Annotated in this window: 23 protein-coding genes; 3 read left to right on the top strand and 20 right to left on the bottom strand. The window is 69.6% G+C overall.

The annotated features are described in order from the left end of the window. Positions 1–10 precede the first annotated feature (10 nt). From pheT to infC, 10 genes are all read right to left on the bottom strand, one after another. The gene (pheT, locus tag HSO01S_RS14870) at positions 11–2,542 is read right to left on the bottom strand and encodes a phenylalanine--tRNA ligase subunit beta (RefSeq protein WP_066042951.1); all 2,532 of its coding nucleotides are present in this window, start codon (positions 2,540–2,542) and stop codon (positions 11–13) included. 2 nt (positions 2,543–2,544) lie between these two features. Continuing rightward, positions 2,545–3,585, bottom strand: coding sequence for a phenylalanine--tRNA ligase subunit alpha (gene pheS, locus HSO01S_RS14865; RefSeq protein ID WP_066042950.1), 1,041 nt, complete (start codon positions 3,583–3,585; stop codon positions 2,545–2,547). A gap of 56 nt (positions 3,586–3,641) precedes the next feature. Further along, complete coding sequence (locus HSO01S_RS14860) at positions 3,642–4,565, bottom strand: amino acid ABC transporter permease (protein ID WP_084361710.1); 924 nt, start codon at positions 4,563–4,565, stop codon at positions 3,642–3,644. Beyond that, positions 4,562–5,209 (bottom strand): amino acid ABC transporter permease, encoded by a 648-nt coding sequence (locus tag HSO01S_RS14855; RefSeq protein ID WP_066042949.1) that lies wholly within the window; start codon positions 5,207–5,209, stop codon positions 4,562–4,564. The genes HSO01S_RS14860 and HSO01S_RS14855 overlap by 4 nt, the downstream gene beginning before the upstream one ends. 142 nt (positions 5,210–5,351) lie before the next feature. Next, positions 5,352–6,215 carry a glutamate ABC transporter substrate-binding protein gene (locus HSO01S_RS14850; RefSeq protein ID WP_066042948.1) on the bottom strand — a complete coding sequence of 288 codons (864 nt, stop codon included), beginning with the start codon at positions 6,213–6,215 and terminating at the stop codon, positions 5,352–5,354. A 58-nt stretch (positions 6,216–6,273) separates the two neighbouring features. Then, entirely contained in the window at positions 6,274–7,053 is a 780-nt protein-coding gene (locus HSO01S_RS14845) for an amino acid ABC transporter ATP-binding protein (RefSeq protein ID WP_066042947.1), read from the bottom strand. Between the two features lie 82 nt (positions 7,054–7,135). Continuing rightward, positions 7,136–7,936, bottom strand: coding sequence for a TrmH family RNA methyltransferase (locus HSO01S_RS14840; protein WP_066042946.1), 801 nt, complete (start codon positions 7,934–7,936; stop codon positions 7,136–7,138). Positions 7,937–7,988: 52 nt separating this feature from the next. Beyond that, entirely contained in the window at positions 7,989–8,375 is a 387-nt protein-coding gene (rplT, locus tag HSO01S_RS14835; RefSeq protein ID WP_066042945.1) for a 50S ribosomal protein L20, read from the bottom strand. Between the two features lie 46 nt (positions 8,376–8,421). Beyond that, on the bottom strand, positions 8,422–8,616 hold the full coding sequence (gene rpmI, locus HSO01S_RS14830) for a 50S ribosomal protein L35 (RefSeq protein WP_066042944.1): 195 nt from the start codon (positions 8,614–8,616) through the stop codon (positions 8,422–8,424). A 28-nt stretch (positions 8,617–8,644) separates the two neighbouring features. Further along, positions 8,645–9,256, bottom strand: a complete 612-nt coding sequence (gene infC / locus HSO01S_RS14825) for a translation initiation factor IF-3 (protein WP_373280212.1) — start codon at positions 9,254–9,256, stop codon at positions 8,645–8,647. Positions 9,257–9,576: 320 nt separating this feature from the next. Here infC and HSO01S_RS14820 point away from each other — a divergent pair, with 320 nt between their 5' ends. Next, complete coding sequence (locus HSO01S_RS14820) at positions 9,577–9,951, top strand: DUF1844 domain-containing protein (protein ID WP_066042943.1); 375 nt, start codon at positions 9,577–9,579, stop codon at positions 9,949–9,951. On the opposite strand, the gene HSO01S_RS14815 is transcribed toward HSO01S_RS14820, so the two are convergent. The 6 genes from HSO01S_RS14815 to HSO01S_RS14790 all read right to left on the bottom strand — a co-directional run bounded on the left by HSO01S_RS14815 (position 9,944) and on the right by HSO01S_RS14790 (position 14,670). Beyond that, on the bottom strand, positions 9,944–10,777 hold the full coding sequence (locus tag HSO01S_RS14815; protein ID WP_066042996.1) for an SseB family protein: 834 nt from the start codon (positions 10,775–10,777) through the stop codon (positions 9,944–9,946). The genes HSO01S_RS14820 and HSO01S_RS14815 overlap by 8 nt on opposite strands. Next, on the bottom strand, positions 10,770–11,516 hold the full coding sequence (gene priA / locus HSO01S_RS14810) for a bifunctional 1-(5-phosphoribosyl)-5-((5-phosphoribosylamino)methylideneamino)imidazole-4-carboxamide isomerase/phosphoribosylanthranilate isomerase PriA (RefSeq protein ID WP_066042942.1): 747 nt from the start codon (positions 11,514–11,516) through the stop codon (positions 10,770–10,772). Before priA ends, HSO01S_RS14815 begins: the two co-directional genes overlap by 8 nt. 150 nt (positions 11,517–11,666) lie before the next feature. Next, on the bottom strand, positions 11,667–12,308 hold the full coding sequence (gene hisH, locus HSO01S_RS14805; RefSeq protein ID WP_066042941.1) for an imidazole glycerol phosphate synthase subunit HisH: 642 nt from the start codon (positions 12,306–12,308) through the stop codon (positions 11,667–11,669). Beyond that, complete coding sequence (gene hisB / locus HSO01S_RS14800) at positions 12,305–12,910, bottom strand: imidazoleglycerol-phosphate dehydratase HisB (RefSeq protein WP_066042940.1); 606 nt, start codon at positions 12,908–12,910, stop codon at positions 12,305–12,307. The genes hisH and hisB overlap by 4 nt, the downstream gene beginning before the upstream one ends. 95 nt (positions 12,911–13,005) lie before the next feature. Beyond that, on the bottom strand, positions 13,006–14,097 hold the full coding sequence (locus HSO01S_RS14795) for a histidinol-phosphate transaminase (protein WP_066042939.1): 1,092 nt from the start codon (positions 14,095–14,097) through the stop codon (positions 13,006–13,008). Positions 14,098–14,277: 180 nt separating this feature from the next. Next, on the bottom strand, positions 14,278–14,670 hold the full coding sequence (locus tag HSO01S_RS14790) for a LysM peptidoglycan-binding domain-containing protein (protein ID WP_084361708.1): 393 nt from the start codon (positions 14,668–14,670) through the stop codon (positions 14,278–14,280). A gap of 244 nt (positions 14,671–14,914) precedes the next feature. On the opposite strand from HSO01S_RS14790, the gene lexA reads away from it, so the two are divergent. Continuing rightward, positions 14,915–15,589, top strand: coding sequence for a transcriptional repressor LexA (gene lexA, locus HSO01S_RS14785; protein ID WP_066042938.1), 675 nt, complete (start codon positions 14,915–14,917; stop codon positions 15,587–15,589). An 88-nt stretch (positions 15,590–15,677) separates the two neighbouring features. On the opposite strand, the gene hflX is transcribed toward lexA, so the two are convergent. Continuing rightward, positions 15,678–17,228 carry a GTPase HflX gene (hflX, locus tag HSO01S_RS14780; protein WP_066042937.1) on the bottom strand — a complete coding sequence of 517 codons (1,551 nt, stop codon included), beginning with the start codon at positions 17,226–17,228 and terminating at the stop codon, positions 15,678–15,680. 40 nt (positions 17,229–17,268) lie between these two features. Here hflX and HSO01S_RS14775 point away from each other — a divergent pair, with 40 nt between their 5' ends. Further along, positions 17,269–17,958, top strand: coding sequence for a class I SAM-dependent methyltransferase (locus HSO01S_RS14775; protein WP_084361707.1), 690 nt, complete (start codon positions 17,269–17,271; stop codon positions 17,956–17,958). On the opposite strand, the gene dapF is transcribed toward HSO01S_RS14775, so the two are convergent. The 3 genes from dapF to miaB all read right to left on the bottom strand — a co-directional run bounded on the left by dapF (position 17,931) and on the right by miaB (position 21,803). Next, entirely contained in the window at positions 17,931–18,812 is an 882-nt protein-coding gene (gene dapF, locus HSO01S_RS14770; protein ID WP_066042936.1) for a diaminopimelate epimerase, read from the bottom strand. The genes HSO01S_RS14775 and dapF overlap by 28 nt on opposite strands. Before the next feature lie 107 nt (positions 18,813–18,919). Next, positions 18,920–19,939 carry a tRNA (adenosine(37)-N6)-dimethylallyltransferase MiaA gene (gene miaA / locus HSO01S_RS14765; protein WP_084361706.1) on the bottom strand — a complete coding sequence of 340 codons (1,020 nt, stop codon included), beginning with the start codon at positions 19,937–19,939 and terminating at the stop codon, positions 18,920–18,922. Between the two features lie 214 nt (positions 19,940–20,153). Beyond that, positions 20,154–21,803 carry a tRNA (N6-isopentenyl adenosine(37)-C2)-methylthiotransferase MiaB gene (gene miaB / locus HSO01S_RS14760; protein WP_066042934.1) on the bottom strand — a complete coding sequence of 550 codons (1,650 nt, stop codon included), beginning with the start codon at positions 21,801–21,803 and terminating at the stop codon, positions 20,154–20,156. Positions 21,804–21,919: the final 116 nt, after the last annotated feature.

The following is a 21,919-nucleotide window of genomic DNA, read 5'->3' as shown; positions in this document are numbered from 1 at the left end:
TGGCTCCGGGCTACTCCCGCACGGTCGCGGAGTAGAGCTCGCCGGCCCGGGCGGCGCCCGCGAGCTTGGCGTCGCTGGCCTCCGCCGCGGTCAGGGTGCGGTCGGGGGCACGGAAGCGCAGCGCGAAGGTCAGCGACTTCGACTCCTCGGGCAGTCCCTGCCCGCGGTAGTCGTCGACCAGCCGGATGCTCTCGAGCAGCTCGCCGGCACCCTCCACGACCGCGGCCTCGACCTCGCCGGCCGCGACCGAGCGGTCGACGACGAGCGAGAGGTCCTGGGTCGCGGCGGGGAACCCGCTGATCGGGGCGACGTCGATCGTCGTCCCGGCCGCGGCGATCAGCGCATCCAGATCGAGTTCGGCGACCGCCACCACGCGGGGCAGGTCGAGCTCGTGCGTGATCGCGGGGAGCACCTCGCCGGCGAAGCCCACGCTCCGCTCGCCCACGGGCGTCTGGATGAACAGCTCGGCGGTGCGGCCCGGGTGCAGCGACACGTGCTGCCCCTTCGCCACGCGCAGCTTCACGGCGAGCGCCGTCTCGAGCAGCTGCACGGTGTCGAGCACGTCGGCGATGCCGGCGGGAACCGCGGGCTGCCCGGGCTGCTTGTCGATCGCGTTGCCGAGCACGAGCACCCCGACGTGCCGGGGCTGGGGCGGGATGCCGGCGTGCAGCTCGAGCAGAGCCTCCGGGCTGGGCAGGGCCGCGCCGAGCGGCAACGAATCCTGCCCGTAGGCACGCCCGGCCTCGGGGAGGAAGACGGATCCGATCTCGAACAGCGCCAGGTCGGTGAGCCCGCGCGACAGGTTGCGGCGCGCGATGTCGATCAGCCCGGGCACGAGCGAGGTGCGGAGGAGGGCCGCCTGCGAGTCGAGCGGGTTCGCCACGCGGATCGCGGGGACCACCTCGCCGGTCGCGCTGCCGAAGGCCGCGTTCTGCGCCTCGGTGAGGAAGGGGTAGGCGAGCACCTCGGTGAGCCCGCCGGCCGCGAGCACGTCGGCGGTGCGCCGGCGGGTCAGCTGCGAGACCGTGAGGCCGCGCCCGGGGGGTGCCACGGGCAGGATGCTCGGGATGCGGTCGTAGCCGACGATGCGGGCGACCTCCTCGGCGAGCGAGGCCTTGTCGGTGAGGTCGGGCCGCCAGGACGGCGGGGTGACGACGAAGCCGGCCGCGTTCTCCTCGACCGATCCGCCGATCTCGGCCAGCGAGCTGGAGATCTCGTCGGGGGTGAAGTCCACGCCCACGAGGCCGCCGACGTAGCCGAACGGCACCATGATGGCTCCGGCCTCGGGGTGCTCGTGGTGCTCGGAACCGAGGTCGTCGGCGGTGCCGCCGGCCAGTGTCTCGAGAAGTTCGACGACCCGTGCCGCCGCGGGAGCCGCCACCTTGGGGTCGACGCCGCGCTCGAACCGGCGCGAGGCCTCGCTCGGCAGCTTGTGCCGGCGGGCGGTGCGGGCGATCGAGACCGGGTCGAAGTTCGCGGCCTCGATCAACACGTTCTTCGTGCCGCCGCCGATCTCGGTGGACGCGCCGCCCATGACGCCGGCGAGGCCGATGGCTCCGCGGTCGTCGGCGATCACGAGGTCTTCCGGATCGAGCGTGCGGGTCTGGCCGTCGAGCGTCTCGAGGGTCTCGCCCTCGCCGGCGCGACGGACGACTATGCCGCCCTGGAGCGCATCCAGGTCGTAGCCGTGGATCGGCTGGCCGAACTCGAGCATCACGTAGTTGGTGATGTCGACGACGAGCGAGATCGAACGGATGCCGGCGAGCTTCAGCCGCGCCACGAGCCAGGCCGGGCTCGGCACGGTCGGGTCGACGCCGCGCACCACGCGGGTGACGAAGACGGTCGCGCCCACGCGGCCGCGGATCGGCGCCTCGTCGTGGATCGCGACCGGGAAGCCGGTGCCCACGACGGGCGTGACACGGTCGGCGGGGTCTCGGAAGGCCGCTCCGGTGGAGTGAGAGTACTCGCGGGCGATGCCGCGGATCGAGAAGGCGTAGCCGCGGTCGGGTGTGACGTTGACCTCGACGGCCGAGTCGTCGAGCCCGAGCAGCGCGATCGCATCCGTGCCGACCTCGGGGTCGAGGCCCAGGGTGGTGAGCCGGAGGATGCCGTCGTGGTCCTCCCCCAGCCCGAGCTCACGGGCCGAGGCGATCATTCCGTCGGAGACGTGGCCGTAGGTCTTGCGGGCGGCGATCGCGAAGCCGCCGGGCAGCACCGCGCCGGGCAGGGTCACGACGACCTTGTCGCCGGCGAAGAAGTTGCCGGCGCCGCAGACGATGCCGCGCACATCCGCCCCGCCGTCGGCCGCGGCCTGCCCCTCGGGGGCGACGCGCACCTGGCACCAGCGGATGGTCTTGCCGTTGGACTGCGGCTCGGGCTCGAAGGAGAGCACCTCGCCGACCACGATCGGGCCGGTGAGGTCGAAGTCGTGCGACCCCTCCTCTTCCAGCCCGACCTTGACCAGTGCGGCGTGGATGTCGTCGATCGACGCCTCCGCGGGGAGGTCGACGTACTCGGCGAGCCAGCTGATCGGAATCCTCATCGTCAGACCACCATTCCGAACTGCTGCGAGAAGCGGACGTCGCCCTCGACCATGTCGCGCATGTCATTGAGATCGTTGCGGAACTGCAGGGTGCGCTCGATACCCATGCCGAACGCGAAGCCCGAGTACTCGTCGGGGTCGATGCCCGCCGCGCGGAGCACGTTGGGGTTGACCATGCCGCAGCCGCCCCATTCGACCCAGCGCGCACCGCCCTTGGCGTTGGGCTGCCAGACATCCATCTCGGCACTGGGCTCGGTGAAGGGGAAGTAGTTGGGGCGCAGGCGGATCTTGGCGCCCTCGCCGAACATCTGCCGGGCGAAGTGCTCGAGCGTGCCGCGCAGGTGCGCCATGGTCAGGCCCTTGTCGATGGCGATGCCCTCGACCTGGCTGAAGACGGGGGTGTGCGTCGCGTCGAGCTCGTCGGTGCGGTACACCCGGCCCGGAGCGATCACGTAGACCGGGAGGTCGCGCTCGAGCAGGCTGCGGATCTGCACCGGGCTGGTGTGCGTGCGCAGCACCAGGTGCGCCTCGGGCGGGTCGATGAAGAAGGTGTCCTGCATCGCGCGCGCCGGGTGGTCGGCGTCGAAGTTGAGGGCGTCGAAGTTGAACCACTCGCTCTCGACCTCGGGGCCTTCGGCCACCTCCCAGCCCATGCCGACGAAGATGTCGGCGATCCTGTCCTGCAGGAGGGAGAGCGGATGGCGGGCTCCGGGACGGCGGCGGGTGGGCACGGCCGTCACGTCGACGGCCTCCGACGCGAGCCGGGCCTGCTCCTCGAGGGCGACGACCTCGGTCTCCCGAGCCGCGATGGCCTGATTGACGCGAGCCCTCGCCTGCCCGACGAGCTTGCCGGCCGCAGCCTTCTGGTCGCCTGGGAGCGACTTGATGGCGGCGTTGAACGCGGCCAGCGGGGAGTTCTCCCCGGCGTGCTCGGAGCGGACGGCACGGAGCGTCGCGGAGTCGGCTGCGGTCTCGAGGGCTGCGAGCGCCGCGTCGACCGCGTCGTTCACCGCCTGCTCGGTGATGGCGATGGGTTCAGACACGAGTCACAAGTTTACGCGGTACGCGGGCGTTCTCCCGCGAGGCCTCGTGCAGCGGGCTACTCGGTCGTCGCGTCCTCCGGGTTCGCCGCGGCCCCGGTGAGGGTGGTGCTGCCGACCAGCACGGCCGAGCCGGTCGCCAGACCGTCGGCGACGACGAGCGGCGCCCGCCCGCCACGACGGCGGGCGATCCGTCTCGCCACCCACGACAGCGTGAGGTTGACCGTGAGGTAGATCACGAGCGTGATGATGAACAGCGTGATCAGGTAGCGGTTGCCGTAGAAGCTCGACAGGTTGTTCATCGTGGTGCGGATGAGCTCGTTGAAACCGACGATGTAGCCGAGGCTGGTGTCTTTCAGCAGCACCACGAGCTGCGCCAGGATGATCGGCAGCATCTGGCGGAACGCCTGGGGGAACTCGATCAGCATCTTGGTCTGCAGCCGCGTCATCCCGAGACTGAGCCCGGCTTCGCGCTGGCCCCGCGGCAGCGAGTTGATGCCCGCGCGGAGGGCCTCGCCGATGATGGCGCCGTTGTAGAGGCCGAGTGCGAGCACCACGGCCCAGAACGCACCGGTCGAGGCGACGAGAAGGATGAAGAGCATCATCAGCAGCACGGGCATGCCGCGGAGGAACTCGAGCACGATCGTGGTCGGCACGCGGACGAAAGCGCTCTGCGAGGTGCGGAGGAGCGCGAACAGCACGCCCACGACGAGCGCCATGACGGCACCGATACCGGCGGCCTGCAGGGTGTTGAGGAGGCCGCGGCCCACCGCACCCCAGAACTCCGGGTCGGTGACGGGCTTCTCCCAGCGGCTCCAGTCGAAGTAGCCGGGCAGCGTGATGCCGCCGGATTCGCGGGGCTGGGCCAGGGTGTACACGATCCAGCCGACACCGGCGAGGATCAGGACGATCACGATCACCGAGGCGATGCGCGACCGTCGCTTGGCCCGGGGGCCGGGGGCGTCGAACAGCACGGAGGTCATCGGGTCACCGCGAATCTCTTCTCGAGCCGCGCGGCGAGGATGCCGAGCGGGATGGTGATGAGCAGATAGAAGGTGGCGACGGCCAGCAGCACGGCGACGACGGCGTTGCCGTTGGCGTTGGCGAGCTCGCGGCCCACGCCGAAGAGGTCGGCGACGAAGAAGGCGCCGGCCACCGAGGTGTTCTTGGTGAGCGCGATCAGCACGCTGATCAGCGGCGGGATCACCATCCGGAATGCCTGGGGGAAGATGATCAGCCCGACGGTCTGGCCGAAGCCGAGCCCGAGGCTCCTCGCCGCCTCGGCCTGACCGATCGGCACACCGTTGATGCCCGAGCGCAGCGCCTCGGCCACGAAGGGCGAGGTGTACAGCGTGAGCCCGATCACCGCGCACCAGAAGTACGGCAGCTCGGACCCGAGGTAGGGAAGGATGATCGCGCAGAAGAACAGCACGAGCGTGAGCGGGGTGTTGCGGAGCAGCTCGGTGTAGACCGCCGCGAACCCGCTGAGCGAGGGCACCGGCGAGATCCGCATTGCGGCGACGATGGTGCCGATCACGAGGGCGCCGGCCCCGGCCATGAGCAGCAGTGACACGGTCTGCAGGAAGCCCTCGATGTAGGCCGGCAGATTGTCGATGACGACGTTCACCCGTGCTCCTGTCTGGTCGGTGTGTTCGTGGGACGTGTGTTCTTGGTGCGTGTGTTCGTGCTGGCATGGCCGTGGTCAGCTGGCGGCGGCCGGGCGGACGGGACGGCGGGACGCCCGCAGGCATCCCGCCGTCACGACCGGATCAGTAGCGGTCGACCGCCGGCGGCTCGACGAACGGCAGCACGGAGCCCGCCGTGGACTCCCAGGCGGCCTCGTAGGTGCCGTCGCCGTAGGACTCCTCGAGCACGTCGTTGATGAACATGCGGAAGTCGGTGTCGTCCTTGGCTAGGCCGATGCCGTACGGCTCCTGGGTGAAGGGCTCCCCCACGACCTTGAACTCGCCCTCGTTCTGGGCGGCGAGCCCGGCGAGGATGACGTTGTCGGTCGAGACCGCGACGACCTGACCGGTGCGCAGCGGCTCCAGGCAGTTCGTGTAGGTGTCGGTGAGCACGACCTGGGCGCCGAGCGCCTCGAGGTTCGCGGCCGGGGTCGACCCGGTGACCGAGCACACCGGCTGGCCGACGAGGTCGTCCTCGCTCTTGATCGTGTCGTTGTCCGACAGGGTCAGGATGCTCTGACCGGCCTCGTAGTATGGCCCGGCGAACGAGATGACCTCTTTGCGCTTGTCGTTGATCGTGTAGGTGGCGACGACGACGTCGACCTCGCCCTGCTGGATGAACGGCTCGCGGTTGGCCGAGACCGTCTCGACCCACTTGATCTTCTCGGGCGCGATGCCGAGCTTCGCGGCGATGATCTTGCCGATCTCGACGTCGAAGCCCTCGGGCGTCCCGTCGGGACCGACCAAACCGAACAGCGGCTGATCGAACTTGGTGCCGATGGTGATCTCACCCGCGGACGCGATGGCCTCCATCGTGGAACCCGCCGCGAAGGTGGGCGCCGCCTCAGGCGTCACCGCGGGGCTCCCGGAGTCGCCGCCGGCGCATCCGGCGAGGGCCACGGCGGTCACCGCGGCGAGTGCGAGAAACGATAGCTTCTTGTGCCTCATTGGTCGTACCTCTCTTGTGCTGTGCCCCGCGCAACGGCTGTGGCGGGGTTGTTCCCGCCTAGTGGGCGAGGATCTTCGAGAGGAAGTCCTTCGCTCTCGGTGACTTGGGGTTGCTGAAGAACTCCTCCGGCGTCGCCTCTTCCTCGATGCGCCCGTCGGCCATGAAGACGACTCTGTCCGCGGCCTTGCGGGCGAAGCCCATCTCGTGGGTGACGACGATCATCGTCATGCCGTCGCGCGCGAGGCCGACCATCACGTCGAGCACCTCGTTGATCATCTCGGGGTCGAGGGCGCTGGTCGGCTCGTCGAGGAGGATGAGCTTCGGATCCATCGCGAGGGAGCGCGCGATCGCGACGCGCTGCTGCTGGCCGCCGGAGAGCTGGGCGGGGAGCTTCTTGGCCTGGTTCGCGACGCCCACCCGGTCGAGCAGTTCCATGCCGCGCTTCTCGGCATCCTTCTTCGAGAGCTTCCGCACCCGCATCGGCGCCAGCGTGACGTTCTCGAGCACGGTCTTGTGCGCGAAGAGGTTGAAGGACTGGAACACCATCCCGACGTCGGCCCGCAGCGTCGCGAGCTCACGCCCCTCGCTCGGCAGCTCCTTGCCGTCGATGGTGATGGAGCCGGAGTCGATGGTCTCGAGCCGGTTGATCGCGCGACAGAGCGTCGACTTGCCGGAACCGGAGGGACCGATCACCACGACGACCTCGCCGCGGGCGACCGAGGTCGTGATGTCGCGGAGGACGTGCAGATCGCCGAAGTGCTTGTCGACGTGATCGATGACGACGAGGGGGGCGGCTGCCCCTCCCGTGCCTCGAATGGGGGTGGCAGGCGAATCCATGAGGTTTACCCAAGCACACCCGAAAGAGGGTCAGCAACCGAACATACGGATCCGTGACTCAAATGAAACGCATTCGAAACACTCAGGAGCGGAGGGCGAACGCGCTCTCGTAGAGGCAGACCGACGCCGCCGTGGCGAGGTTCAGCGACTCGGCCTGGCCGTAGATCGGCAGCGAGACGGCCCGGTCGACCGCGGTGAGCACCTCGTCCGGGAGGCCACGGGCCTCGTTGCCGAACACCCACGCCGTGGGGGTGCCGAGCAGGCCCGCCGTGCGCACGTCGAGCAGGTCGTCGCCCTTGATGTCGGCCGCGAGCGTCTGCAGGCCGGCCTCCCGGGCGCGCAGCAGCACGTCCTCGAGGGTCGCCTCGACGGCGACGGGGAGGTGGAAGATCGACCCGGTGGTCGAGCGGACCACCTTCGGGTTGTACAGGTCGACGGAGCGGCCGGTGAGGATGACCGCATCCGCACCCGCCGCATCCGCTGCCCGGATGATCGTGCCCGCGTTGCCGGGGTCGCGCACCTCTTCGAGGACGGCGATGAGTGTGGGGCCGGCGGCGAAGATGTCTTTGACCGCAGTGGGGAACTGCCGGCAGACGGCGACGAAGCCCTGTGGCGTCACCGTGTCGGCCATCGAGTCGAGCACCTGCTCGGTGACGAACTCGACGTCGAGCGAGGCATCGGATGCGCGCGAGGCGATCTCGGGATGGCGGTCGAGCGCGGTCGGCGTCGCGAACAGCTCGTCGATCAGGTGGGGTGCGAAGGTCAGCGCCTCGGAGACGGCCTGCGGGCCCTCCAAGAGAAAGAGCCCGGTCTCAGACCGGGCTCCCTTCTTGGCGAGTTTCGCCACAGCCCGAACGCGAGGTGATCGCGGATTGTCAAGCATGTGACGCTCTCTCTGTTCTCTTGTGGGTGCTGCTTCGCTCGGGGGCGACGGCTTACGCCGCGGCCTTCGGGGCCGAGGTGTCGGCCGGAAGAGCTGCCTTGGCGCTCGCGACGATGGCCGCGAAGGTCGCGGGCTCGTTCACGGCGAGCTCGGCGAGGATGCGGCGGTCGACCTCGATGCCGGCCAGGGCGAGGCCCTGGATGAGGCGGTTGTAGGTCAGGCCGTTCGCACGCGAGGCCGCGTTGATGCGCTGGATCCACAGGCGGCGGAAGTCGCCCTTGCGCGCACGACGGTCACGGTAGGAGTAGACGAGGGAGTGGGTGACCTGCTCCTTCGCCTTGCGGTAGAGGCGCGACCGCTGACCGCGGTAGCCCTCGGCGCGCTCGAGGATGACGCGACGCTTCTTGTGGGCGTTGACGGCCCTCTTGACTCTTGCCATTGTTCTGTATTCCTTCTCAGGTCTCGGTCGGCTGGTGCAGCGGTGGCTACAGGCCGAGAAGCTTCTTGGCGACCTTGGTGTCTGCCTTGGACAGCACCTGGTCCTTGTTCAGGCGAGCCTTACGCCCCGGGGCCTTGACCTCCAGGTTGTGGCGCATGCCGGCCTGCTGCTTCACGAGCTTGCCGGTACCGGTGACCTTGAATCGCTTCTTGGCACCGGAGTGCGTCTTCATCTTGGGCATAGTGGTTCTCCTTGTGTGTTCGGGCTTGTTACTCGGCCGATGCGGCCGGAGTGGCCGGCGTGGTGCCGGAGTCTTCGGGGGTCTCGGCGCCCTCGGGGGCGTCGGACTCGGGGGCGGCCTGCTCGTGCGAGCGGGCCTTCGAGGCGTCGCGCTTGGCGTTCTGCTCGGCCTTGGCCTCGGACTTGTTCTTCAGCGGACCGATGACCATGACCATGTTGCGGCCGTCGATGGTGGGGCTGGACTCGACGGTGCCGAACTCGGCCACGTCCTCCGCGAAGCGCTGGAGCAGGCGGACACCCTGGTCGGGACGCGACTGCTCACGACCGCGGAACAGGATCATGGCCTTCACCTTGTCGCCGGCCTTGAGGAAGCCCTCGGCGCGCTTGCGCTTGGTCTCGTAGTCGTGCACGTCGATCTTCAGGCGGAAACGGACCTCTTTGAGGATCGTGTTGGCCTGGTTGCGACGGGCTTCTTTCGCCTTCTGCGCGGCTTCGTACTTGAACTTTCCGTAGTCCATGATCTTCGCGACCGGGGGCTTGGAGTTGGGCGCGACCTCGACGAGGTCGAGGTCTGCCTCCTGGGCAAGCCGAAGGGCGACGTCGATGCTGACGACGCCGACCTGCTCGCCGCCCGGGCCCACGAGGCGGACCTCGGGGACACGGATACGGTCGTTTGTACGGGGATCGCTGATGCGTTACTCCTTAGTTTCGTTTCTGTGACGAATGCAGGAGGAACCCCCGATGCGCGCACGTGGACCGTGCGGCACCACACCCTTGGTCTCTGTCTCGACGGTGCCGGCCATAGGCCGACCCATCAACACAGGGGGTGCAATCGACCCGGTAACCTAATGAAGCGGTATGCGCGGGTGGGAGATTCTCCACTTTCGTGCTGAGTCAATACAGACTCAGAGCCGCGAAGAGTCTAGCAGAGACTCGCCCGATTCAGTAAGGACCACCTGGAATGAGTGACTCAGCAGCTTTCGACGCCGGATCCGACGCCGAGGCCCAGGCCGAAGCGGACGCCCTGCGGGACATCGCCGAGGTGCCCGCCGTCGAGGTCATCACCACGACCGCCGTGCACCTGATGAGCGCCGCCGCGGTCAAGTGCGGGCTCTCGGACGACCCCGACATCGAGACCGATCTGGATGAGGCACGCAAGCTGATCACCGCGTTGGCCGGCCTGGTCACGGCCTCCGCGCCCTTCCTGGGCGACCAGCACGCGCGGGCGCTCCGCGACGGATTGCGATCGCTGCAGCTGGCGTTCCGTGAGGCGTCGTCGGTTCAGGACCCGATCGGCGAAGGGCCTGGAGAGAAGTACACCGGGCCGGTCAGCTGAGGGCGGTCAGCCTCACCGACAGGGAGTCGACGCGGTTCGCGATGACCTCGTCGGCGGCCCAGTTCTCCTGGAGCGAAGCGACGAGGGACTGCAGCTGCTGCTGATCCAGGCCCGGTGCGAGCGCCAGGACGACGACCAGCTCGGGGGCGCTGAGCCGCGCCTGGGCGTCGCCCGCGATCACCAGGATGCCGGCGACCACCGGTTCGCCCTGGATCGACCGCTCGAACGCCCCGATGACGGCGGGATCGTCGACGGCGGGCTGCCACGGGGTGTCCTGCGCGAGCGCCCAGACCGCCGGGCGGCGGAGAGCGAATTCGGTCGGCGAACCGGGGTCGAGCACGATGAGCTCGGTTCCCTCGGCGGCGGCCGCCAGAGCGGCGCGGCGCGCGTCCACCGGGATCGGCCGGGCCTTCGGATTCCAGGCAGACAGTGCCGTGACGGAAGAGAATGCGGGCAGAACCGTACGACCGTCGGGGCCACCGACCGTGACGAGGGAGAGTTCCTGGGTCTTGTCGACGCGGAGCCCCGCATCCGTCAGACCTTCGTCGCCCGCGTGGGCCACGAGCGGGACGAGCACGCGGACCGAGCGGAGCGCATCCACCACCTCGCCCTGGGTCGCCGTTCCGGCGCGGAAGCGCTCGAGGGCGACCAGGAGCGCGGGGGGTGCGGTGCCGTCGTCGGGTTCGTCACCCGGGGCGCCGGCGTGGGCCTCGAAGTGGCGGCCCTTCCAGGGCTGCCCGGCCGAGTCGGCGGTGTTGCCGGCGCCTGCGGCGTTGCCGGCGACGCTGTGCTCGTGCGGTGCGGCGCCGGCGCCGTCGTCAGTCAGAAGCCACGTCCAGCGCCTCGGCGAGCGTGAAGGCGCCCGCGTAGAGGGCACGCCCGACGATCGCGCCCTCGAGCCCCAGCGGCACGAGCGCGCGGAGCTCGGCGATGTCGTCGAGGCTCGAGATGCCGCCGGAGGCGACCACCGGGCGGGAGGTGCGCTCCATCACCTGGCGGAGCAGTTCGACGTTCGGGCCCTTGAGCGTGCCGTCCTTCGTGACGTCGGTCACGACGTAGCGGGCGCAGCCGGCCTCCTCGAGGCGGTCGAGCACCTGCCAGAGGTCGCCGCCGTCCTCGGTCCAGCCGCGCGCCGCGAGCGTCGTGCCGCGCACATCCAGACCCACCGCGATCGCCTCGCCGTAGCGGGCGATGACGTGGGCGGCCCACTCGGGGTTCTCGAGCGCGGCCGTGCCCAGGTTGATGCGCTTGGCCCCGCTGTCGAGGGCGGTCTCGAGGCTCGCGTCGTCGCGGATGCCGCCAGAGACCTCGACGTTGACGCCCTTGGCCTGACGGATGACCTTCTTGATCACGGCGAGGTTGCTGCCGCGGCCGAACGCCGCATCGAGGTCGACGAGGTGGATCCACTCGGCGCCCTGCGAGATCCAGTCGGCGGCCGCGTCGACCGGGTCGCCGTGGTGCGTCTCGGTGCCGGCCTTTCCCTGGGTGAGCCGGACGGCCTTGCCGCCGGCCACGTCGACAGCGGGCAGCAGCACCAGCCCGGGTGCTTTGTTGAACTCACTCATGGGTCTTACCTCGATCGGTGGGATGCGGGAGGAGGGTGCCGGACGATCGGTCTGGCCGGTGGGGCGGGCGGGCGCCGAAGGATCCGCCGGGCGGAGCCGATGCGGCCCCCGCCGATCGTAGCGACTGGCGTGCGCCACGTCGAAACGAGGTCAGCGCAGCGAGCCGATCCAGTTCGAGAGCAGGCGGATGCCGGCGTCGCCGGACTTCTCCGGGTGGAACTGCGTGGCCGACAGCGGCCCGTTCTCGACGGCGGCGATGAAGCGCGAGCCGTGGCGCGCCCAGGTGACCGCGGGCGGCGCCAGGCGCGGGTGCGGATCGAGCTCCCAGGCCTGGGCCGCGTAGGAGTGCACGAAGTAGAAGCGCTCGTCGCGGATGCCGTCGAACAGCACCGAGTCCTCCGGCGCGTCGACGGTGTTCCAGCCCATGTGGGGCACGACCTCGGCCTCGAGGAGGTCGACCGTGCCCGGCCACTCCCCCAGGCCCTCGGTCTCGACGCCGCGCTCGATGCCGTCGGCGAACATGACCTGCATGCCCACGCAGATCCCGAGCACGGGGCGTCCGCCGGCCAGGCGCCGCTCGATCAACTCGCCGCCGCGCACGGTGTTCAACTGCTCCATCACTGCACTGAACGCACCCACGCCGGGAACGAGGAGACCGTCGGCCTCCATCACGGCCGCGCGATTCGCCGTGATCTCGACCTCGGCGCCGGCCCGCTCGAGGGCCTTCGCCGCCGAGTGGATGTTGCCGCTGCCGTAGTCGAGGACGACGACGCGGGGTGCGCGGTCGGTCACAGTGCGCCCTTGGTGGAGGGGATGCCGGCGACGAGCGAGTCAAAGGCCTTCGCCTGGCGGAACGCGCGCGCGAAGGCCTTGAACTCGGCCTCGGCGATGTGGTGCGGGTCGCGACCGCCGAGCACCGTGATGTGCACGGTGAGGCCGGCGTTGAAGGTGATCGCCTCGAAGACGTGCCGCACCATCGACCCGGTGAAGTGGCCGCCGATCAGGTGGTACTCGAAGCCGGCGGGCTCGCCGGAGTGCACGAGGAACGGGCGGCCGGAGATGTCGACCACGGCCTGGACGAGAGCCTCGTCGAGGGGTACGAGGGCGTCACCGAAGCGGGAGATGCCGGCCTTGTCGCCGAGTGCCTGGCGGATCGCCTGACCGAGCACGATCCCGATGTCCTCGACCGTGTGGTGCACGTCGATCTCGATGTCGCCCTTCGCCCGGACTGTGAGGTCGGTCAGCGAGTGCTTGGCGAACGCCGTGAGCAGGTGGTCGTAGAACGGCACGGAGGTCTGGATGTCGGAGACGCCGGTGCCGTCGAGGTCGAGCGACAGCTCGATGCTGGACTCGCTCGTCTCCCGCTGGAGGCGGGCGGTGCGGGGTGCGGTCATGCGTCAATCCTACCGAGGGCTCGGCGGGTCAGGAGGTGAGCGGGCTCAGGGGGCGGGCGGGCTCAGGGGGTGAGTCGCTCAGGAGGTGAGCGGGCTCAGGCCGTGAGGTCGCGCATGGCGTCGAGGAAGGCGGTGGTCTCGGCGGCGGTACCGGCACTCACCCGCAGGTGGCCCGGGATGCTCAGGTTGCGGATGATGATCCCGCGGTCGAGCAACTGCTGCCAGAGCGCCTCGGGGTCGTCGACCCCGCCGAACAGCACGAAGTTGGCCTGGCTCGGCCACGGGCTGTAGCCGAGCTCGGTGAGCACCTCGATCATGCGATCACGCTGCGCCTTGATGTCGTCGACCATCGCGAGCATCTCGGGGGCGTGCGCGAGGGCGGCGACCGCCGCGGCCTGGGTGAGCGCGGACAGGTGGTACGGCAGGCGGACCAGACGCAGCGCATCCGTCACCGCCGGGTCTGCGGCGAGGTAACCGAGCCGGGCGCCGGCGAAGGCGAAGGCCTTGCTCATGGTGCGCGAGACGATCAGGCGCGGGCGGCCCTCGAGGAGGGAGAGCGCGGTGGGCTCGCCGCTCGGGGTGAACTCGGCGTAGGCCTCGTCGACCACGACGATCCCGTCGAAGGCGTCGTAGGCCGCGGCGATCGTGTCGAGGCCGAGGGGGGTGCCCGTGGGGTTGTTCGGGGAGCAGAAGAAGACGATGTCTGGCCGAGTCTGCTCGACCCAGCGCACCGCGGTCTCGGGTGAGATCAGAAAGTCGTCGTCGCGCTCCCCCGCGATCCACTCGGTGCCGGTCGCCCGGGCGATGATCGAGTGCATCGAATAGGTGGGAGGGAAGCCCAGGACGGAGCGACCTGGGCCACCGAAAGCCATGAGGATCTGCTGGAGGACCTCGTTCGACCCGTTCGCGGCCCAGATGTTCGCGGCGGTGAGCCCGGCACCCGGCTCGATGCTGTCGAGGTAGGCGGCGAGGGATTCGCGGAGCGCCGTGAACTCCCGATCCGGGTACCGGTTGACGGTGATCAGCTCGCGGGCGATCGACTCGATGATGTCGCGGGCGACGTCTTCCGGGATCGGGTGCGTGTTCTCGTTGACGTTCAGCTCGACCGGGAGGTGGAGGTGCGGTGCGCCGTACGGCTCGAGACCGCGGAGGTCGTCTCGGATGGGCAGCTCGTCGAGGGAGGTCACCGGAGAATTCTACCGAGCCCGCGCGTGACGGCCCGCAGACTGCGTTTGCCTTCGCGAGAAGTCACTTTCATGTCCAAAGTGCCTCGGTTGGACGTAAAACCGACTTCTCGGCGCACGTGGGGCTGACGATGCGAGATCGGCTACCCACCTGGAGTGGGGCCGAACTGGAGTGGGGCCGAATCAGTTGGCGAGGTCGGCCGGGATCGCGATGCGCTGCCCCGGCTGCACCGAGGAGTTCTCGAGCTGGTTGAGCGTGCGGATCTCGGCGATCACGTCGCGCGGGTCGCCATCCGGATCGATCGACTCGGCGATGCTCCAGAGGCTCTGGCCGGCCTGGACCGTCAGGTAGGAGAAGTCGACCCCGCTGGTGGCGCCGGTGGCGACGGCGGAACCGCCGCCACCGACCATGGCCATCACGCCGAGGACGGCGACCACGGGCAGGGCCACGAGCGAGGCGAGGACGGCACGGCCGCGGCGCGTGATGCGAAGGCGCGGCGTGGAAGCCTGCGGCTCCGTCGACTGGGCGAACGGGGTGCGGCTGGTGGTGCTCAAGGTCGCTGCTGCGATGCTCATGATTCCTCCTGAGGGATTCGCACCGGTGCTCGGCCGGGAGCACCGGTGCGAAGTCATGTTCCGAATATATCTTCGAGTAATTGCCTCGTCAAGTCGAATATCCCCGAAATCGCTGCGACACACTCGAACATACGTGTGTATACGAGCACTTCTCGGATACAGTTTCGATCAACGGTGAAACTCAATCACCAGCCACCGACATCGGCGGTGGAGCAGTCGGAACGAGCAGTGAAAGCGGGTAGACGTGGCGAACGACTCGGGGCGCACCAGGCGCCGTAAGAGCCTCAGCGACAAGCAGCTGGCCATCCTCGACGTGATCCAGCGCTCGGTCCTCTCCCGCGGGTACCCGCCGAGCATGCGCGAGATCGGCGACGCCGTCGGCCTCGCCTCGCTCTCGAGCGTCACGCACCAGCTGAACCAGCTCGAACTGAGCGGCTACCTGCGACGCGACCCCAACCGCCCGCGCGCGATGGAGGTGCTGATCGACGTCCCCTCTCTCGAGGATGCGCCGTCGCCGGACGCCGATTCCGCACCGCCTGTGGGCGATGCCACCCTGGTGCCGCTGGTCGGCCGCATCGCCGCGGGCATCCCGATCACTGCGGAGCAGCAGGTCGACGAGGTGTTCCCCCTCCCCCGTCAGCTCGTCGGCAACGGCGACCTCTTCATGCTGAAGGTCGTCGGCGAGTCGATGATCGACGCGGCGATCTGCGACGGCGACTGGGTCGTCATCCGCCAGCAGAAGACGGCCGAGAACGGCGACATCGTCGCCGCCATGCTCGACGAGGAGGCCACGGTGAAGGTCTTCCGCCAGCGCGACGGCCACACCTGGCTGCTCCCCCGCAACTCCAACTTCGAGCCCATCCTGGGCGACTACGCGACCGTGCTCGGCAAGGTCGTGGCGGTGCTCCGGGCGGTCTGATCGCGCTGGAAACGTCGAAACCCGTCCCGAGACCTCAGGTCCAGGACGGGTTTCGGCGTTTCAGAGACGGAACGGAAGCGATTAGCGACTAGCGGCTGACCGCGAACTCCACCAGGCGCTCCTCGAACTCCGGGTTCACGAGGGCGCGCACGTGGGTGCCCGACTCCTCGTAGTCGGTGCTGAGCACCGTGTTCTTCTCGTGCAGCAGGGTCACCAGATCGCCGCGCTCGTACGGGACGAGCAGCTCGACCTCGACGCTCGGCTTCGGAATGATCCCGTCGATCCGCTCGAGCAGCTCGGGGATGCCCTCGCCGGTGCGCGCCGACACGAAGATCGCCGTGGGCTCGAGCCCGCGGAGCACGAGCCGGTCGTCGTCCGAGACGAGGTCGCTCTTGTTGAAGACGACGATCTCGGGGATGTCCCGGGCACCGGCCTCACCGATCACGTCGCGGACCGTGGTGATCTGGCTCGCGGGATCGGGATGCGAGGCGTCGACCACGTGCACCAGCACGTCCGAGTCGGCGACCTCTTCGAGCGTCGAGCGGAAGGCCTCGACCAGCTGGTGCGGCAGCGCGCTCACGAACCCGACGGTGTCGGCGATCGTGTAGGGGCGGCCGTCGGCGGTCTCGTTCTTCCGCACCGTCGCATCCAGCGTGGCGAACAGCGAGTTCTCCACCAGCACTCCGGCTCCCGTGATGCGGTTCAGCAGCGAGGACTTGCCGGCGTTGGTGTACCCGGCGATCGCGACGCTCGGCACCGCGTTGCGCTTGCGGTTGGCCCGCTTCGCCTCACGGGCCGGCTTCATCTCCTTGATCTGCTTGCGCAGCTTCGCCATGCGGGTGTGGATGCGGCGACGATCGAGCTCGATCTTCGTCTCACCGGGACCACGCGATCCCATTCCCGCGCCGGCTCCACCCACCTGGCCACCGGCCTGGCGGGACATCGAGTCACCCCATCCGCGCAGTCGCGGCAGCAGGTACTCGAGCTGCGCGAGCTCGACCTGCGCCTTGCCCTCGCGGCTCTTGGCGTGCTGGCTGAAGATGTCGAGGATGACGGCGGTGCGGTCGATGACCTTGACCTTCACCACGTCCTCCAGCGCACGACGCTGGCTCGGGGCGAGCTCGGTGTCGGCGATGACGGTGTCGGCGCCGAGGTTCGCCACGATGGCCCGCAGCTCTTCGGCCTTGCCCTTGCCGAAGTAGGTGCTGGGGTCGGGATGCGGGCGCCGCTGCAAAAGCCCGTCGAGCACGACCGCGCCGGCCGTCTCGGCCAGGGCGGCGAGTTCGCGGAGCGAGTTCTCGGCGTCGCCAAGAGTGCCCTGCGAGTACACGCCGATGATCACGACGTTCTCGAGGCGCAGCTGCCGGTACTCGACCTCGGTGACGTCTTCGAGCTCTGTCGAGAGCCCGGCGACGCGCCGGAGCGACTGCCGGTCTTCACGGTCGAACTGGTCGCCGTCGTACCCGGTGTCGGCATGGGCGCGCGACTCGGCCGTGGTCTCAGGGCGCTGGAGCGCCTGCGCGGCGCCCTGCTCGAACAGCGAGTAGCCGCTCGAACGCTTCTCGGCGCTCGCCAGAACACGGGCGACGACGTCGTCGCTCGGTGATTGGATGTCTTCGGGCGTCTTACGGTCTGACATTGCAGTCAAGACTAGTCTCCTTGTTTGCTAGATTCCCTCTATGGATGGCGAGCACTACTTCACGGCACAACCCGCCGGGGAGCTGTCGCTCCGCGAGATCTCGGTCGAGCTGGCGGGGTCGCCGCGACTGCTGACGACCGCGTCGGGCATCTTCAGCCCCGACCGCATCGATGCCGGAACCCAGGTTCTGCTGGCGAACGTCCCTGCTCCCCCACCCGGTGGGAATCTGCTCGATCTCGGGTGCGGCTGGGGACCGATCGCTCTGACGCTCGCCCTCGAATCACCGCGCTCGACGGTGTGGGCGGTGGACGTCAACGAACGTGCTCTGGATCTGGTTCGACGGAATGCTCACATTTTAGGCCTCGATAACGTCAACGCCTGCCGGCCCGAAGATGTTCCCGAGGGGCTCGGATTCCGCACCATCTGGTCGAATCCGCCCATCCGGGTGGGCAAGAACGAGCTGCACGCGATGCTCGAGCACTGGCTGCCACGGCTCGACCCGCAGTCGGATGCGTGGCTCGTCGTGCAGAAGAACCTCGGGTCGGACTCGCTGCAGCGGTGGATCGAGGGCGCGCTCGACGAACTGTCGGTGAGTCGGGCGAGCACGAACAAGGGGTACCGCGTGCTGCGGGTGCACCGACGTGCGCGGGGCGCTGCTTCTGGTGCTGGCACCGCCGCCGGCTCTGACGCCTCGTCCGAGGGTCAGGCCAGCGCGAGCTCGCCCTCGTAGACCAGCTCGGCGGGGCCGGAGAGGGCGACGTGCTCGCCGTCCTCTGCCGGGAACATCCGCACGCCCACGACACCGCCCGGGACGGTGACGTTCCAGTGGTTCGGGGCCCCGGTGCCGGCCCAGTAGCGGGTGGCCAAGGCCGCGGCGACGGCACCGGTTCCGCAGGAGAGCGTCTCGCCACTGCCGCGCTCGTGCACTCGCATCCGGATGTGGCCGACGGCGTCGCGCACGAGGGGCTCGGCCGGGACGACGAACTCGACGTTCGCGCCGTCGACGGGGGCCGGTTCGAGGTGCGGGATGTACGCGAGGTCGGCGGAGTCGAGCTCGTCGTCGTCGGCCAGGGCCACGACCACGTGCGGGTTGCCGACGTTGATGCCGAGGCCGGGCCGGGCGACCTGGAGGTTCTTGGCGCGGACGAGCGGTTCGCCGCCGTCGAGCTTCCACCGGCCCATGTCGACCTGGAAGCCGAGCTTGTTGAGCTGCACGTCGCGGACGCCCGCTCGGGTGCCGATCGACAGCGTCTCACCGGGGGCGAGCTCGGCCAGGCCGTTCTCGATCAGGTAGCGGGCGTAGACGCGGATGCCGTTGCCGCACATCTCGGAGACCGAGCCGTCGGCGTTGTGGTAATCCATGAACCATTCGGCCCCCTCGTCCTCGGCGAGGGCGGCGGCGCCCGCGTCGAGGTTCGCCGAGCGCACGGCCCGGATGACGCCGTCGGCGCCGACGCCGAAGTGGCGGTCGCAGATCGCGGCGATCTGGGCGGGGCTCAGGTCGACGACACCCTCGGGGTCGGAGAAGAGCACGAAGTCGTTGCCGGTGCCCTGACCCTTGGTGAAATGCAACTCGGATGCCATGGGTCAAGTCTAGGGCGGGGGTGGAGGGGGTCGGCTCGCCGGCGATGGTGGGGGGGGTGGCGGCTTTTCGGCGATGGCGATGGGGTCTCTAGGTTGGCGGCGGCTTCTCAGGCGAGGGGGGTGAGCGGGGCCAGAGGCTCGGCGGCGAAGGGGTCGATGTCGATGGCCGTGTAGCGGCGGAACCAGCTGACCTGACGGCGCGCGTAGCGGCGCGTGAGCGCCTGCGCCTCGGCGATCGCCTCCTCGCGGGTGAGGGTGCCGTCGTGCTCAGCCAGCGCCTGTGCGTAGCCGATGGCACGGGCCGCCGTGGTGCTCTCGCGGAGTCCCTGCGGGATGAGGCCGGCGACCTCGTCGACCAGGTCGGCCCGCCACATCCGCTCGACCCGCTCGTCGAGCCGGGGCACGAGCAGGTCGCGAGGCATCCCGAGCCGCAGCACGGTGGCGGGGCGCCACGCGATCGGCTCGTCGGGCAGTGTGCCGCTGAGCGGCTCGCCGGTGAGCTCGCTGACCTCGAGGGCGCGGACGAGCCGTCGGCCGTTGAACTGGCCGATGGATGCCGCGGCCGCCGGGTCGACCGCCTTCAGCCGGTCGTACAGTGCGCGTGCACCAGACTCCTCCAGCTCGGCCTCGAGTCGCGCTCGGACGGCTTCGTCTCGTGCCGGGAAGCGGAAGTCGAACAGAACGGAGGAGACGTAGAGACCGGACCCGCCGACCAGGATCGGCACGCTGCCCCGGGCGAGGATCGCGTCGATCGCAGCGCGCGCCTCGCGCTGGTAGGCGGCGACGGAGGCCTCGTCGGTGACGTCGAGCACGTCGAGCAGGTGGTGCGGGATGCCTCGGCGTTCGGCGGGCGCGAGCTTGGCGGTTCCGATGTCCATGCCCCGGTAGAGCTGCATGGCGTCGGCGTTGACGATCTCGGCCGCGTGCCCGGCCGCGGCGAGCCGCTCGGCGATCGCGAGCGAGAGCTCGGACTTGCCGGTCCCGGTCGCGCCGACGACGGCGACCACTCCGCCTCCCGACTCCGCAGTCGCAGTCGCAGCCGCTGCCGCGCGCTCGTCGGCCGCTCGGCCCGTGAGCAAGGCGCGCAGTCCGGCCGCGTCCGGCCCGCGGGATGCAGGACCGGACATCGCGGGGGTGGGAGCGGGGCCGCCAGAGATCTCGGAGGTGGGAGCGGGATCAGCAGAGATCGCGGTTGTGGGAGCGGGGCCGCCAGAGATCGCAGAGGTGGGACCGGGATCGACCGGGATCGCCGAGGTGGGTGCGGGATCGGCCGGGATCACAGAGGTGGGTGCGGGAACGTCGGAGGTCGCGGGGGTGGGAGCGGGGTCGCCGGGGGGCACGTCAGGAACGCAGGTCGTCGGTGGGGCTGTAGATGGGGGTGGTGGCGACGTGGGAGCCATCCGAGGGCGGGCCGACCCGGAGGGACGGGAAGCCGAGGGAGACGCGCCCGGGCGTGCCCGACGCCGAGCCGGCGGCGCCGGAAGCAGTACCACCCGCACCGGCGCCCCCGGCCGGCGACGGGACGCCGCAGGACTCGGACTGCGCGCGATCCCAGGCGTCGCCCGCGCGGGTCGGACGGACCTCGAGCGGGGCACCGTCGGTGTCGGCGATGAGGTGGAAGGGCGCGGCCTGGGTGATCGTGACCGAGACGACGTCACCGGGACGCGGACGCGGCGAGCCCTCGGGGAGCTCGAAGTGCACGAGACGACTGTCTTCGGCGCGGCCGCTCAGGCGGCGGGTCTCCGTGTCCTTCCGGCCCTCGCCGTTCGCCACGACCAGTTCGACCCGTCGCCCGATCAAGGCACGGTTCTCTTCGAGCGAGATGCGCTCCTGCAGCGCGACCAGACGCTCGTAGCGCTCCTGCACGATCTCGTGCGGCACCTGGTCAGGGAGCGTCGCCGCCGGCGTACCCGGCCGGATGGAGTACTGGAACGTGAACGCCGACGCGAAGCGGGCCTGCTCGACCACGCGCAGGGTCTCGAGGAAGTCCTCCTCGGTCTCGCCCGGGAACCCGACGATGATGTCGGTCGTGATCGCCGCGTTCGGGATCTTCGCGCGGACACGGTCGAGGATGCCGAGGAACTTCTCGGAGCGGTAGGACCGCCGCATCGCGCGGAGGATCCGGTCCGACCCCGACTGCAGCGGCATGTGCAGCTGCGGCATCACCGACGGCGTCTCGGCCATCGCGTCGATCACGTCGTCGGTGAAGGCGGCGGGATGCGGGCTGGTGAAGCGGATGCGCTCGAGACCCGGGATGGCGCCGGCCGCCCGCAGCAGCTTGCCGAACGCGAGGCGGTCGCCGAACTCGACGCCATAGGAGTTGACGTTCTGGCCGAGGAGCGTGACCTCGATCGCGCCGTCGTCGACGAGCGACTGGATCTCGCTCAGGATCTCGCCCGGCCGCCGATCCTTCTCTTTGCCTCGGAGCGAGGGCACGATGCAGAACGTGCAGGTGTTGTTGCAGCCGACCGAGATCGACACCCAGCCGCTGTAGGTCGAGTCGCGCTTCGTCGGCAGCGTCGACGGGAAGGTCTCGAGCGACTCGAGGATCTCGATCTCCGCGGCCTCGTTGTGCCGGGCCCGCTCGAGCAGGCTCGGCAGCGCCCCCATGTTGTGCGTGCCGAACACGACGTCGACCCAGGGGGCCTTGTCGAGGATGACGTTCTTGTCCTTCTGAGCGAGACAGCCGCCGACGGCGATCTGCATCCCCTCGTGACGGCGCTTGACCGAGGCGAGGTGACCGAGATTGCCGTAGAGCTTGTTGTCGGCGTTCTCCCGCACCGCGCAGGTGTTGATGACCACCACATCCGGCTCCACGCCGTCGGCGGGCACGTAACCGGCCGCCTCGAGCGAGCCGCTCAGCCGCTCGGAGTCGTGCACGTTCATCTGGCAGCCGTAGGTGCGCACCTCGTAGGTGCGCGCCCGGCCCGAGGCATCCCGGGAGGCGCCGGACGCCTCGATGATCGTCGGGGCTTCGCTGACTGTGCTCATGGTGCGTCCATTCTACGAACCGTCCACAACCGTCGAGGACAGGCCGTCCCGCAGAGGCCTGCGGAACCACCGCCCACGCGGCGACTGAGACCGTGACCGTGACCGTGACCAGGACC

It is taken from the genome of Herbiconiux solani NBRC 106740 (assembly GCF_001571005.1).
Taxonomy (GTDB): domain Bacteria; phylum Actinomycetota; class Actinomycetes; order Actinomycetales; family Microbacteriaceae; genus Herbiconiux; species Herbiconiux solani.
The sequence above is the reverse complement of the archived record's forward strand: the minus strand, read 5'-3'. Positions and strand labels throughout refer to the sequence as shown.